Here is a 12,428-nt window from a genome sequence, read left to right on the forward strand (position 1 = left end):
TGCTCAGCCGAGCAGGCCGGTGTCGTGCACGATCTGGCCGCCGACGACGGTCATCAGGACCTCGGTCGCGCGCAGTTCGTCGTCGGACGCGGTGAGCGGGTCGGCGTCGAGCACGGCCAGGTCGGCGAGCGCGCCCGCGGTGAGCCGGCCCTTCACCTCCTGCTCACCGGTGTGTGCGGCACCGGACGTGGTGTAGAGGCGCAGGGCCTCCGCCCGGGTGACCGCCTGCGCGCCCCCCACGACCTCGCCCGCCGCATCGCGCCTGGTCGTCATGGCGTAGATGTTCTGGAACGGGTCGAGCGCGTTGATCGGATAGTCGGTGCCGGCCGCGACGCCGTCGAGCCCGAGACCGTCCACGAGGTCGCGCAGCGGCACGGCGGCCTCGGTGCGGGCATCGCCGAGGTGGCCGGCGATGGCCGCCCGATTGCGCCACAGGAACGGGATCTGCGCGGCCACCTGGACGCCCAGCGCGCGGGCGCGGGCGATCTGGTCACGCCGGATCAGGCTGGCGTGAATGAGCACGTCCGGCAGGAGGCCCCGGTGCCGGGTGGCCTCATGGACATCGAGCGCGAGGTCGATCGCGGCGTCGCCCACCACGTGCGTGCCGACCGGCCAGCCCGCGCGGTGCGCCGCGTCCACCAGCTCGGCCAGCCGGTCCCGGCCGGCGAACAGCTCGCCGTGGTAGCCGGGACGGGTGAGGTACGGCTCGCGCGTGGCCGCGGTGCCGAGCGTCATGCCACCGTCCACCTGGAGCTTTATACCCCGGGTGAGGTAGTGCTGACCGATGGGCGCGGGCGGGCCGGAGGCCAGCAGCGCCTGCCAGTCCGCGAGCGGGACGGACGGGTTGAGCTCGCCGGTCGGCGTGACCATCGCGGCCACGCGGAGCGTGGAGCGTCCGTCCCTGGCCAGCTCGCGCACCGTCTCGACGTCCGCCGGCCGCAGCGCGCCCGCCACGACGGAGGTGATCCCACGCCGGTTGAGCGCCCGCATGGCGGCGGTGAGCTGGGCAGCCCGCTCCTCGCGGGTCCAATCCGGGACCACCCGCGCGACGGTGTGCATGGCGCCCTCGACCAGCCTGCCGTCGTGCCCGCCGGGGTCGATGCCGGACCGTTCCAGCGCGGCGGTGCTGGCCGTCGCGGCGTGGCCCTCCGGCAGGTACACCGGGCGCCCGCCCGCCGCGCGGTCCAGCTCATACCGGTCGGGCCCGCGGCCCTCGACGAGCTGGAGCGCGGGGTTCCACGGCTGCCCCTGCACCCACGCGCCGGGCTCGCGAGTGGCGGCCAGCGCGGCGATCCGGTCCAGTGCGGCGTCGAGCGTGCGGACGCCCGCGAACGACACGGTGTGCCCGTCCATGCCCGCGTTCTCGAAGTGGCAGTGCGAGTCGACCAGGCCGGGGATCACGGTCCGGCCCGCCAGGTGTACCACCTTGGTGGACGGGCCGGCCAGGCGTGCGACGTCGGCGGCCGGGCCGACCGCGGACACCCGGCCACCGGTGATCGCAACCGCCTCGGCGACCGTGCCGCGCGTGTCCAGCGTGTGCACCCGGCCGCCGAGCAGGACCAGGTCGGTCACCAGGGTCATGGCCGGTTCACGGCAGCGACGCACTCGACCTCGACCTGGACGCCGGTGCGGTGCGGGGTCGCGATGACCGTGGTCCGCGCGGGGAAGTGCGGATTGCCCTCGAAGAACTCGCGGTAGACGGCGTTGAACACCGGGAAGTTCGCCACGTCGCGCACGAAACAGGTGCACTTGAGGATGGTCTCCCGGCTGCCGCCCGCCGCCTCGACGACCGCGACCAGGTTGGCGAGCGTCTGCTTGGCCTGCTCGGCGAAGTCGTCGGAGACGATGGTGCGGGTCTCCGGGTCCAGCGGCCCGGTACCCGAGCAGTAGATGGTGTCGCCGTGCACGATCGCCTGGGACAGCGGCGCGGCCGTCCCCGTGGAAAAGCCCACGGTGGGTGCGTTGCGGGTGCTGACGGGTCGGATGTCGGTCATGACCTGCTCCTTGAGTCGGACGTGCGGTCGCGGTGCGGCGACCCCCGTCACGAGATCTCCATGATGACGGCCTTGGGTTCGGTGAAGAACTCCCGGCTGTACGTTCCGCCCTCGCGGCCGACGCCGGAGTTCTTCGCGCCGCCGAAGGGCGCGCGGAGGTCCCTGACGAAGAAGCAGTTCACCCAGACGGTGCCGACCCGCAGCGCGCGTGCGACGCGGTGGGCGCGGGAGAGGTCCTGGGTGAACAGCATGGCGTTCAGTCCGTAGGGCGTGTCGTTGGCCGCCGCCACCGCGTCCGCCTCGTCGTCGAACGGGAGCACGACCACGACCGGCCCGAAGATCTCCTCCTGGGTGACCCGGTCGCGCTGCCCCGCGCCGACTACCACGGTCGGCCGTACGGACCACCCCTCGCCCACGCCGCCCGTGTGCAGCCGCGCGCCGGCCGCGGTCGCGATGTCGAGGTAACCGGTCACCTTCGTGAAGTGCTCCCACGAGGACAGCGGGCCGATCTGCGTCGCCGGGTCCTTCGGATCGCCGAGCACGAGCGCGTCGGCCGCGGCGGTGAACCTGGCCAGGAACTCCTCGTACACCTCGCGCTGCACGTACAGCCGGCTCCCGGCCAGGCACACCTGCCCGCTGTTGCTGTAGATCGCCTGGATGGACCAGCTGACCGCCTGGTCGAGATCCGCGTCGGCGAAGACGATGTTCGCGCCCTTGCCGCCCATTTCCAGGCTCACCGGGGTGAGGTTGGCCGCCGCGGCCCTGGAGATCAGCCGGCCGGTGGCCGACTCGCCGGTGAAGGTGATCCGGTCGACCAGCGGCGACTCGGTCAGCGCCTGGCCCACCGAGTTCGGCCCGAACCCGTGGACGACGTTGAACACGCCGGGCGGCAGGCCCGCCTCGATCGCCAGCCGGGCCAGGATGGTGGCCGAGGCCGGCGACTGCTCCGCGGGCTTGAGCACGACCGTGTTGCCCCATGCCAGCGCGGGCGCGACCTTCCAGCTCGCCATCATGAGCGGAAAGTTCCACGGTGCGATGGCGGCCGCGACACCCACGGGGTCGTACTGGGTGTAGGCATGGTGCCCGGCCGGCATGGGAAACGTCTCGGCGGGGGTGAGCCGCGCGTGGTCGGCGAAGAACCGGAAGTTCTGCGCCGCGCGGGGGACGTCGTGGCCCGTGGTCTGGGTGATCGGCTTGCCCATGTCCGTGGTGTCGGCCGCCGCCAGCTCGTCGATGTGCTTCTCCAGCAGGTCGGCGAGGCGGTGCAGGATCGCGCCGCGCTCGGCGAAGCTCATCCGCGGCCATGGCCCCTCGTCGAAAGCCGACCGCGCGGCCAGCACGGCGCGCCCCGCGTCATCGGCCGAACCGAGCGCCACCGTGGCCCACGGCTCCCGAGTCCACGGGTCCACGGACTCGAACGTCGTTCCATCGGCCGAGGCAACCTCCTCGCCCGCGATGACATGCCCGAACGATTCCACCCCTGGTCCTCCTCTTTCTCGGTGTGCCGTACACTCTCCGCGTGCCATCAGCGCACGCTCAACGAACGGTTTCCATCCGCCGGGAAACGCGGTCAGCGGCCACGCACCGCGCGCGACCACTCCGCCCACCGCCGCCCGAACTCGGGCGAGCGCGTCGCCCGGATCTGCTCGGTGATCTCCCGGTCCACCGCCTGGGCGAACCCGCCACCGGCCGCCGCGGCGATCAGGCGCTTGGTCGCCCTCGCCGCTTCGGGGGGCGCCGCCGCGAGCTGCTCGGCGCGGCCGAGCGCGTGCGCGAGCGGATCGGCCACGACGACGTCGAACAGGCCGATCCGCACGGCTTCCTCAGCCGCGACCTTGCGCCCGGACAGCGCCAGCTCCGTCGCCCGCGCCGCGCCGACCGCCCGCGCGAGCAGCCACGACACGCCGAAATCGGGGACCAGTGCCATCTTGATGAATGGGCTGGCGAACACCGCGCCGGGCGATCCGATCCGCAGGTCGCACGCGAGGGCGAGGGCCATCCCCGCGCCGACGGCCGCGCCGTCCACGGCGGCGACGGTCGGCGCATGGAACTCCAGCAGCAGTTCGGCGATGGAGAACTCGCGGGTCATGCGCTCCCGCGCCTCCTGCGGCGTCTCGTTTCCCAGGTCGCCGATCGCGTCCAGGTCGCCGCCCGCGCAGAACGCGCCGCCGCGCCCGGTCACCACCAGTGCCCGTACGGCGGCGTCATCGTCCAGCTCGCGCAGCACCGCGGGCAGCCCGTCGAGCAGCGTGCGGTCCAACGCGTTACGGCGGTGCGGCCGGTCCAGTTCCAGCAGCGCGACTCCTGCAGAGGGGAACGTCACCCGCAGTCCACGTACATCCATGGCCCAAGCTGACCGGACGCGGGCTCCGGCCGCCAGGACCGGTTCTCATTGAGCGGAATGCCGCAGGTGGCCGGGCACTGTGCCAACGCGCATGATCGGTGCGCATGGACATCGGGTTTCTGGAGGCTTCATGAACGGGCAGTTGCGCGGCAAGACGGCGATCGTCACCGGGGCGGCGTCGGGCATCGGACGCGCGACCGCCGCGCTGTTCGCCGCCCGCGGCGCGGCGGTACTCGCTGTGGACCTCAATGAGGAGGGCCTGCTGGGGCTGCGGGACGAGGCGGCGGGCGGCGAGGTGGCCGTGCTGGCCGCGGACCTCACCGCGGCAGGCGCGGCGGAGCTGGTCTTCGATCACTGCGCCGAGACCGTCGGCGCGCCGAACGTGCTCGCCAACATCGCGGGCAGGGCCGGGGACCGCCCGGCAGCCGACACCACGGACGAGGACTTCGAGTTCTTCCTGCGCACCAACCTCGGCACGACGTTCGCGCTCAGCCGCCGCGCGGTGATCGCATTCGGCGACGCGGGCGGGGCGATCGTCAACACGTCCTCGGCGTTCGCGCTGACCGGGGTCGCGGGGTCCGCGCCGTACTCGGCGGCCAAGGGCGCGGTCTCCAGCCTCACCCGCCAGATGGCGGCCGACTACGGCCGGCGCGGCATCCGGGTCAACGCGGTGGCGCCGGGCCTGATCGAGACCCCGGCCACCCGCGCGAAGATCGCCGCGGGCGCCTTCGACGACCTGGTGACCCGGTCACGCCCGCTGCCCAGGGTCGGGGAGCCGATCGACGTCGCGCGGGTCGTCGCGTTCCTGGCGTCCGACGAGGCGGCCTTCGTCACCGGCCTCACCATCCCGGTGGACGGCGGCTGGAGCAGCACGCACTTCCGCGACTGACGGCGACGCGAAGCGGGCCGGGGCCGACGTCGGCCCCGGCCCGCTTCGTGCTTTCTACGAGCGCGCCCTGCGCTCCGCGATCGTCTCGCCGTCCGCGGCCCAGTGGGTCGGCGGCAGCTCGCGCACCAGGACCCGCACCGACTCGGACGGGACCCCGAGGCTGCGCACGACCGCGTCGTGCACGGCCGAGATCATCTCGCGCAGCTCGGACTCGGTACGGCCGGTCAGCAGTGAGACGTCGATGATCGGCATGATGGCTTCCCTTCTGGTTGGGATGGGACGGTCAGCTGTCCTGGCGTACGAGGGGTTCCTCGGCCGTGTCACCGGCCAGTCGCACCTCGGCGAGGTCCACGCCCTTGGTCTCCGGCAGGGTGAACGCCAGGATCAGCAGGCCCAGTGCCATGGCGCCGACCGGATACCACAGGGCGGTGGTGATGCTGCCCACTTCGGCCCCGATCGCGACCATCGTCGCCGGCAGCAGCCCGCCGAACATGCCGACGCCGAGCTGGTAAGGGATCGAGAGGGCGGTGGCGCGCACGCGGGTCGGGAACACCTCCGCCATCGCCGTCGCGGCCGGCCCCTGAGCCATCTGCGCGAACGCGACCAGTGCGAGGAGCAGCAGCGCGACGGTGAGGACGGGCCCGTCGAAGAAATCCCCGATGCCGGTGATCTTGATCGTGTTGGCCGATCCGTCGACCGGGTACCCGGCCGCCTTGAGTGCCGCCCGCAGTTCGTCCTTCATCTGCGGACCGCCGAAGACCTCGGTGTCGTTCACGAGGACCTTGGTAGGGCCGATGGTGTCCTGCCGGTCGAAGGTGACCGAGTTGGACTGGAGCACGTTCCGCGCCTGGTCACAGTCGGAGGTGAACGTGGCGGTGCCCGCGGGATTGAACTGGAAGGAACACTCGGCCGGGTCGGCCTGGATGGTGACCGACACCGTCTCCTGCGCCCGCGCGAGCTCCGGGTTCGCCGTCGAGACGATGGCGCCGGTGATGGGGAACACGAGCACCGCGGCCAGCCCGAGCCCGGCGAACAGCACCGGCCGTCGCCCGATCCTGTCGGACACCCAGCAGGCGAGAACGCACAGGAAGAACCCGATCAGCATGATCACCATGAAGATCGCGTTGACCGTGAAAGCGTCGGTCTTGAGGTAGGTCTTCATCGTGGTCACCATGTACACGGTGGACAGGTAGCCGATGAACGACTGCGCCGCGGCCATCACGAACACGATCGCCACCATGCGCACCCGCGCCCGCGAGCCGAACGCCTCGCGCAGCGGCGCCTTGGTCCGGGTGCCCTCCTTCTTCATCTTCAGAAACAGCGGGCTCTCGTTCAGCTTGCTGCGGATCCACACCGAAAGCACGAGCGGTACGACGGAGATGATGAACGGCACCCGCCAGCCCCACTGCTCGAAGGCGTCCGCGCCCACGATGGTCTGCACCAGCAGTTGCACGCCCAGCGACAGGCTGAAGGCGAGCGCCGTGGTGCCGGTCAGCCAGCCGACGAAGAACCCGCGCTGCCGCGCGGGGGCGTACTCGGAGACGTAGGTGACTGCGGCGCCGAACTCGCCGCTGACCGCGAGTCCCTGCAGGATGCGGCAGGTCACCAGCAGGATCGGGGCCAGGATGCCGATCGAGTCCGCGGTGGGCAGCAGGCCGACGGCGACCGTCGAGACGCCCATCAGCACCAGCGTCATCAGGAACACGACCTTGCGGCCGACCAGGTCGGTGATCCGCGCGAACACCAGCGCGCCGATCGGGCGGACGATGAACCCTGCGGCGAAGGTCAGCAGCGCGAACACGGTCTGCGCCGTCGCGCCGTAGCCGCTGAAGAAGTTGCTGCCGATTACGGGGACGAGTGCCGCGTATAGAAAGAAGTCGTACCATTCAAACGCCGTACCTATGGCCGACGCACCGACTACCTTGAGTTCTTGTTTGTTCATCGGCGGTTTCCTCCAGCCTGAAATGCTTCCCCCCGCCTCGGGGCACGACGACGGGTTGGAGCGACCGTAGGACCGGCAGTGACGGAAGCAACCACCTGATTTCCGGTGTGTGGGAATACCACGGAAGTCGTGCCCGCCACGGTCCACGGTTGGCCACCATGACCGCGAACACGTGGACGGTCGATCGGACCGCCGAGGCGTTGCGCGCGGAGGAGTCGGCCCGTGCCACGCGCCACCCCATCACCGAGGACTGGCTCGACCTCGGCACCGCAGTCCTCGCTCTTCCCAGGGAAATCCCGAAGATCGGGGCGACGGCCAGGTCGGCCGGGAAAGGGCGCGGGTCATGCCCATGGGCGAGCAGGGGCAGGGTCGACCGGTCCCGGCAATGTGGGGGATGTGACCAGCTCAGCTAGCCTAAGGCGCGATGAACCGTTTCACGACGTCGAGAGGTGAGTTCGACCTCACCCGCTTCCCCGAGGATCCCCGCGACCCGTTTCGCGCCTGGGACGCCGCCGACGAGTACCTCCTGCGGCACCTCGACGACGAGCAGACGGACCTGTCGGGCACCGTGGTCGTGCTGGGCGACCGGTGGGGCGCCCTGGTCACCGCGCTCGCCGATCACCGTCCCGTGCAGATCACCGACTCCTTCCTCGGCCGGCAGGCGACCCTGGCGAACCTGGAGCGCAACAAGGTCGCCGGGGAGGCGATACGGCTCCGCACCACCGGGGACGCGCCGCCGGACCGGATCGACGTGCTGCTCGTCCGGGTGCCCAAGAGCCTCGCGCTCCTTGAGGACCAGCTGCACCGCCTCGCACCGCACGTGCATTCCGGCACGGTGGTCGTCGGCGCCGGGATGGTCGCCGAGATCCACACCTCGACACTGCAACTGTTCGAACGGATCCTCGGGCCGACCAGGACGTCACTGGCGGCCAAGAAGGCGCGGCTCATCTTCTGCGCACCGGACCCCGGGCTTCCCCGGGGCGACAACCCGTGGCCGCGAAGCTACCCGCTGCCCACCGGGATCGGAGCCGTCTCGGGTCTGACCGTCACCAACCACGCGGGCATCTTCTGCGCCGACCGCCTCGATGTCGGCACCCGCTTCTTCCTGAAGAACCTGCCGCGGCGCCGCGGCCCCGAACGCGTCGTCGACCTGGGCTGCGGCAACGGGGTGGTCGGGCTCGCCGCCGCACTGGGAAACCCCGAAGCCCAGGTGACGTTCATCGACGAGTCCTACCAGGCGCTGGCCTCGGCGGAGGCCACCTTCCGGGCGAACGTGGCCCCCGGCACCACCGCGGAGTTCCTGGCGGCCGACGGCCTGTCGGGCATGCCCGCCGGGACGGTGGACCTGGTGCTGAACAACCCGCCGTTCCACACGCACCGCGCGACGACCGACGCGACGGCCTGGCGCATGTTCAACGGCTCCCGCGCCGCGCTCCGCCGCGGCGGCGAGCTGTGGGTGGTCGGCAACCGGCACCTCGGCTACCACGCGAAACTGCGCCGCCTCTTCGGCAACTGCGAGGTCGCCGCGAGCGACCCCAGGTTCGTCGTCCTGCGAGCCGTCAAGCGCTGACCGCACATGCGCTGTCCCATCAGCGAGGAAATCCGTGCTCACCGGAAGGCTGCGGCGCTGCGCTCGGCCCAGGCGGCGAAGGCGCCCGGCGCCCGGCCCAGGACACGCTCGACATCGGGGCTGATCCGCTGCTCGGCGGGGGTGGGCTCGCCGATGATGTCGAGGGTGGTCTCGACCACGGGTTCGGGCATGAACTGCAGCATCTGCGCGCGGGCCTCGTCGCGGGTCTGCTCGATGAACCGGATCGGCTCGCCGAGCGCGTCGCCGATCGCCTCGGCTCGTTGCCGGGGTGTGATGAGGGCGGGCCCGGTCAACTCGTAGACCTGCCCGGCGTGACCGTTCTCGTGCAGGGCTGCTGCGGCGACCTCGCCGATGTCGGCCGGGTCGATGAACGGCAGTCCGGTATCGCCGAACGGTGCGGCGGCCGTGCGCTGCGTGCGGATCGTCTCGGCCCACGCGAAGGTGTTGGAGGCGAAGCCACCGGGCCGCAGGATCGTCCAGTCCATGCCCGACCGTCGGATGGCGTCCTCGATGGACAGTCCCATGCGCCCATGGGAGAACGACTGCGGTCGGGTCGCGACTCCTTGGGAGGACAGCAGGACGACCCGTCGAACGCCGCCGGCTTTCGCGACGTCGAGGATGCCCTGGGGGTTCAGCAGTTGCACGGCGGCACCGCCGTCGTGGAGGAACACCGCGTCAGCGCCGTCGAAAACGGGCCGAAGGCTCTCAGCGGCGGCCAGGTCCACCTGACGGTGCCGGACACCCTCCGGCACCGCCACGCCCAAGACTCCTCGGGACACCGCCGTCACCTGCTCACCGGCTGCCGCGAGTGCCTGCACGAGCGGTCGGCCAACGTTGCCGGTGGCTCCCGTTACTACGATCATGAACTTCCCCCATCGATTGTGATCAGTCATGCCGGGAGCTCTCTCCCGACTGAGTTAGTTGACTAACTTAGTTCAACCATAGCCAGCAGAACCCGCTGCTGTCTATGGTTAGTTAGGTGACCGACTTGAAGAAAAGCGATGTCCTCACGAAGCGGGGCAAAAGGGAGCGGCTGACGGCCGCCGCAGTGCGAATGCTGCATGAGCAGGGCGTGGAGAAGACAACGCTCGCCGACATCGCACAGGCGGCCGACGTCCCCGTGGGCAACGTCTACTACTACTTCAAGACCAAGGACGACCTCGTCGAGGCCGCCCTCTCCGAGCACACCAAACACCTAAAGGCCCTCACCGACCGGCTCGACCAGCTCCCCGACCCACGCGAACGCCTCAAGGGCCTGGTGAACGCGTGGGTCGGCCAGCGCGACATCACGGCCCGTTACGGCTGCCCCACGGGCACCCTTGCCGTCGAACTCGACAAGCGCACCGAGGGTGGCCTCGACCTCGCGGCAGGCCATGCCATCCGCCGGCTGCTGGACTGGGTGGAACAGCAGTACCGCCAGATGGGCGTGGCCGACCCCGAGGACCTCGCGCTGACGCTCGTCGGTGCCTACCAGGGCATGTCCCTGCTCTCCAATGCGCTGCGCGACCCGGAGATCATGACCCGGCAGGGAGCCCGCCTCGTTCGCGAACTCGACAGCCTGGCGTGACGCGCGCCGGCCCAAGGCCGAACTCCGGGTCAGTGTCCGCCGGTGTAGCGGCCGACGAGCTCGGCGCCGATCCGGGCCAGTTCGGCCTGGACGGAGTGCGGTTCGACCACCTCGACCATCGCGCCCCAGCCGGCCAGGTGCCGGGCGATGTCCAGCGAGGTCGGCGCGCCGAGGCGGACCCGGACACGCCCCTGGTCGAGCTCGGCGTCGATGTGGCAGTGCCGCCCGAAGTGCGTTCGCAGCACCGGCACGAACCTGGCCTCGATGAGCACGGTCGCCCAGGTACCTGACCTCCGCCGCTCCACCTCGCCGACGACCTGTTGCCACGCGGTGGTGAGCGTGAAGTCGTCCGGGCGCTCGGCGGGCTGGTCGGTCGGCTCGGCCCCGACGATCCGGTCGACGCGGAAGGTCCGCCGCCCTCGTTCGGTCCCGGCGAGCAGGTACCAGATGTCGTCCTTGTCGACCAGGCCCCACGGGGCGACCAGCCGCTCGGTCCGCTCCCGGGCGCTGTCGGTGTAGGTCAGCCGGACCTTCCGCCTGCGGATCACGGCGGTCTGCAGCAGGTCGACCAGCTCGGGCCGACGACGGTCACGCTCACCCCACCGGGTGGGGTCGATCATCGTGGCGTCGGCGGCTGCCTCGGCGTCGGCCCGGAAGGTCCGCGGCAGCGCCCGCACGAGCTTGCGCAGCGCCGCCTTGGCCTCACCCGAGACCGCCGCGGCCGGGCCGACCAGCAGAAACAGCGCCTGCGCCTCGGTCGCCGACAGACCGCTGAGATCGGTGCGGGCGCCACCGACGAGCGACCAGCCGCCACCCCGTCCGGGCTGCGGATACACCGGGACGCCGGCCGCGGACAGCGCCTCCAGATCGCGGCGGGCGGTGGCGACGGACACCTCCAGCTCGTCGGCCAGCTCGGCGGCGGTCACCCGGCCACGGGCCTGCATGAGCAGAAGGGTGGCGACGAGACGATCAGCGCGCATGTACCCCATTTTCTCCAACAAAGTGCTCAATTGGTGAGCACTTTGGAGCGGAACATGGTCACTGTCACCGACCGAAAGAGGGAACCGCCGATGTTGCGAGGACTGGCCACCGTCAGCTTCTGGGCCGACGACCTGGAGGCCGCCAAGAAGTGGTACGTCGACCTGCTGGACGTCGAGCCGTACTTCGAGCGTCCGGGCAACGGGCAGCCGGCCGCCTACTACGAGTTCAGGATCGGCGACTACCAGGCCGAACTCGGCCTCATCGACCGGCGTTACGCCCCGCCGGGCGCGCCCACCGCCCCCGGGGGCGCGATCGTCCACTGGCACGTCGACGACGTGCGGGCCACCCTGGACCGGCTGCTGTCCCTGGGAGCCACGCCGCACACGCCGCTCACCGAGTACGGCCCCGGTTTCGTCACCGCGTCCGTGGCCGACCCGTTCGGCAACGTGCTGGGCATCATGTACAACCGGCACTACCTGGAGGTCCTGGGCCGATGATGCACTTCGCGGACGCCACCCGGTGGGAGTCGTGGCTGGCCGAGCATCACGAGTCCGAGGGCGGCGTCTGGCTGAGGATCGCCAGGAAGGGATCGCCCGAAGCGTTGATCACGATCGGGCAGGCGCTGGAGGTCGCGCTCTGCTACGGCTGGATCGACAGCCACCGCAAGTCCCATGACAGGCATTCCTTCCTGCAACGGTACTCACGCCGCCGCAGGGGCAGCCCCTGGTCGCGAGTGAACGTCGAGCACGTGGAGGTGCTGACCGCCGCCGGACGGATGCGGCCGCCCGGCCTGGCGGAGGTCGCCGCCGCCCAGGCGGACGGCCGGTGGGCGGCGGCCTACCCCGCCCAGCGCGACGCCACCGTCCCGCCCGACCTGGCCGGGGCACTGGCCGCCAATCCGCAGGCCGCCGCCCGCTTCGAGGCACTCGACAAAACCGGCCGCTACCTGCTGATCCTGCCGCTGCTCAAGACCAGGACCCCGGCCGGACGCGCGACCCGCCTGCACAAGACGATCTCCAGCCTGCTGGAGTGAGGAAGCCGCCGGCTTGGTGAGTCTCCAGCGATCTTCGCCACTGACCTTGGAGAACGATTGCCGCGCGGATACCTCCCCCCGCGCCCG

At 71.1% G+C, this 12,428-nt stretch carries 14 protein-coding genes; 6 read left to right on the forward strand and 8 right to left on the reverse strand.

All coding sequences use genetic code 11. The features are described from left to right. Nucleotides 1-3 precede the first annotated feature (3 nt). The 4 genes from AB0J58_RS06950 to AB0J58_RS06965 all read right to left on the reverse strand — a co-directional run bounded on the left by AB0J58_RS06950 (nucleotide 4) and on the right by AB0J58_RS06965 (nucleotide 4,338). A complete protein-coding gene (locus AB0J58_RS06950; protein WP_364211304.1) occupies nucleotides 4-1,581 on the reverse strand; it encodes an amidohydrolase in 1,578 nt (525 codons plus the stop codon). Then, complete coding sequence (locus tag AB0J58_RS06955; protein ID WP_343961425.1) at nucleotides 1,578-1,994, reverse strand: RidA family protein; 417 nt, start codon at nucleotides 1,992-1,994, stop codon at nucleotides 1,578-1,580. Before AB0J58_RS06955 ends, AB0J58_RS06950 begins: the two co-directional genes overlap by 4 nt. A 47-nt stretch (nucleotides 1,995-2,041) precedes the next feature. Next, nucleotides 2,042-3,472, reverse strand: a complete 1,431-nt coding sequence (locus AB0J58_RS06960) for an aldehyde dehydrogenase (protein ID WP_364211307.1) — start codon at nucleotides 3,470-3,472, stop codon at nucleotides 2,042-2,044. Between the two features lie 92 nt (nucleotides 3,473-3,564). Then, nucleotides 3,565-4,338, reverse strand: coding sequence for an enoyl-CoA hydratase/isomerase family protein (locus AB0J58_RS06965; RefSeq protein ID WP_364211310.1), 774 nt, complete (start codon nucleotides 4,336-4,338; stop codon nucleotides 3,565-3,567). 130 nt (nucleotides 4,339-4,468) lie between these two features. On the opposite strand from AB0J58_RS06965, the gene AB0J58_RS06970 reads away from it, so the two are divergent. Next, nucleotides 4,469-5,227 carry an SDR family NAD(P)-dependent oxidoreductase gene (locus AB0J58_RS06970; RefSeq protein WP_364211313.1) on the forward strand — a complete coding sequence of 253 codons (759 nt, stop codon included), beginning with the start codon at nucleotides 4,469-4,471 and terminating at the stop codon, nucleotides 5,225-5,227. 54 nt (nucleotides 5,228-5,281) lie between these two features. On the opposite strand, the gene AB0J58_RS06975 is transcribed toward AB0J58_RS06970, so the two are convergent. Then, nucleotides 5,282-5,479, reverse strand: coding sequence for a 4-oxalocrotonate tautomerase family protein (locus AB0J58_RS06975; protein ID WP_343961416.1), 198 nt, complete (start codon nucleotides 5,477-5,479; stop codon nucleotides 5,282-5,284). 31 nt (nucleotides 5,480-5,510) lie between these two features. Next, nucleotides 5,511-7,169 (reverse strand): MFS transporter, encoded by a 1,659-nt coding sequence (locus AB0J58_RS06980; protein ID WP_364211316.1) that lies wholly within the window; start codon nucleotides 7,167-7,169, stop codon nucleotides 5,511-5,513. 158 nt (nucleotides 7,170-7,327) lie between these two features. On the opposite strand from AB0J58_RS06980, the gene AB0J58_RS06985 reads away from it, so the two are divergent. Then, nucleotides 7,328-7,582, forward strand: coding sequence for a hypothetical protein (locus tag AB0J58_RS06985; protein ID WP_364211319.1), 255 nt, complete (start codon nucleotides 7,328-7,330; stop codon nucleotides 7,580-7,582). An 11-nt stretch (nucleotides 7,583-7,593) separates the two neighbouring features. Further along, the gene (locus AB0J58_RS06990; RefSeq protein WP_364211322.1) at nucleotides 7,594-8,739 is read left to right on the forward strand and encodes a methyltransferase; all 1,146 of its coding nucleotides are present in this window, start codon (nucleotides 7,594-7,596) and stop codon (nucleotides 8,737-8,739) included. A 38-nt stretch (nucleotides 8,740-8,777) separates the two neighbouring features. Here the strand turns inward: AB0J58_RS06990 and AB0J58_RS06995 are convergent, their stop codons facing one another. After that, nucleotides 8,778-9,653 carry an NAD(P)H-binding protein gene (locus AB0J58_RS06995; protein ID WP_364211325.1) on the reverse strand — a complete coding sequence of 292 codons (876 nt, stop codon included), beginning with the start codon at nucleotides 9,651-9,653 and terminating at the stop codon, nucleotides 8,778-8,780. Between the two features lie 155 nt (nucleotides 9,654-9,808). On the opposite strand from AB0J58_RS06995, the gene AB0J58_RS07000 reads away from it, so the two are divergent. After that, nucleotides 9,809-10,327: a TetR/AcrR family transcriptional regulator gene (locus AB0J58_RS07000; RefSeq protein WP_364211476.1), complete on the forward strand. Its 519-nt coding sequence runs from the start codon at nucleotides 9,809-9,811 to the stop codon at nucleotides 10,325-10,327. Between the two features lie 29 nt (nucleotides 10,328-10,356). Here the strand turns inward: AB0J58_RS07000 and AB0J58_RS07005 are convergent, their stop codons facing one another. Then, the gene (locus AB0J58_RS07005; protein ID WP_364211328.1) at nucleotides 10,357-11,307 is read right to left on the reverse strand and encodes a YafY family protein; all 951 of its coding nucleotides are present in this window, start codon (nucleotides 11,305-11,307) and stop codon (nucleotides 10,357-10,359) included. 90 nt (nucleotides 11,308-11,397) lie between these two features. Here AB0J58_RS07005 and AB0J58_RS07010 point away from each other — a divergent pair, with 90 nt between their 5' ends. Both AB0J58_RS07010 and AB0J58_RS07015 read left to right on the forward strand, forming a co-directional pair. Beyond that, nucleotides 11,398-11,805: a VOC family protein gene (locus AB0J58_RS07010; protein WP_364211331.1), complete on the forward strand. Its 408-nt coding sequence runs from the start codon at nucleotides 11,398-11,400 to the stop codon at nucleotides 11,803-11,805. After that, on the forward strand, nucleotides 11,802-12,341 hold the full coding sequence (locus AB0J58_RS07015; RefSeq protein WP_364211334.1) for a YdeI/OmpD-associated family protein: 540 nt from the start codon (nucleotides 11,802-11,804) through the stop codon (nucleotides 12,339-12,341). Before AB0J58_RS07010 ends, AB0J58_RS07015 begins: the two co-directional genes overlap by 4 nt. Nucleotides 12,342-12,428 lie beyond the last annotated feature (87 nt).

Origin of the sequence: Streptosporangium sp. NPDC049644, from assembly GCF_040675205.1 — a bacterium.
Classification (GTDB): Bacteria; Actinomycetota; Actinomycetes; order Streptosporangiales; family Streptosporangiaceae; genus Streptosporangium; species Streptosporangium fukuiense.

Coding starts and splice junctions, on each gene's coding strand:
- AB0J58_RS07015 (WP_364211334.1), top strand. CDS start 11,802: ATGATGCACTTCGCGGACGCCACCCGGTGGGAGTCGTGGCTGGCCGAG.
- AB0J58_RS06955 (WP_343961425.1), bottom strand. CDS start 1,994: ATGACCGACATCCGACCCGTCAGCACCCGCAACGCACCCACCGTGGGC.
- AB0J58_RS07010 (WP_364211331.1), top strand. CDS start 11,398: ATGTTGCGAGGACTGGCCACCGTCAGCTTCTGGGCCGACGACCTGGAG.
- AB0J58_RS06990 (WP_364211322.1), top strand. CDS start 7,594: ATGAACCGTTTCACGACGTCGAGAGGTGAGTTCGACCTCACCCGCTTC.
- AB0J58_RS06995 (WP_364211325.1), bottom strand. CDS start 9,653: ATGACTGATCACAATCGATGGGGGAAGTTCATGATCGTAGTAACGGGA.
- AB0J58_RS07005 (WP_364211328.1), bottom strand. CDS start 11,307: ATGCGCGCTGATCGTCTCGTCGCCACCCTTCTGCTCATGCAGGCCCGT.
- AB0J58_RS06965 (WP_364211310.1), bottom strand. CDS start 4,338: ATGGATGTACGTGGACTGCGGGTGACGTTCCCCTCTGCAGGAGTCGCG.
- AB0J58_RS06985 (WP_364211319.1), top strand. CDS start 7,328: ATGACCGCGAACACGTGGACGGTCGATCGGACCGCCGAGGCGTTGCGC.
- AB0J58_RS06980 (WP_364211316.1), bottom strand. CDS start 7,169: ATGAACAAACAAGAACTCAAGGTAGTCGGTGCGTCGGCCATAGGTACG.
- AB0J58_RS06975 (WP_343961416.1), bottom strand. CDS start 5,479: ATGCCGATCATCGACGTCTCACTGCTGACCGGCCGTACCGAGTCCGAG.
- AB0J58_RS06950 (WP_364211304.1), bottom strand. CDS start 1,581: ATGACCCTGGTGACCGACCTGGTCCTGCTCGGCGGCCGGGTGCACACG.
- AB0J58_RS06970 (WP_364211313.1), top strand. CDS start 4,469: ATGAACGGGCAGTTGCGCGGCAAGACGGCGATCGTCACCGGGGCGGCG.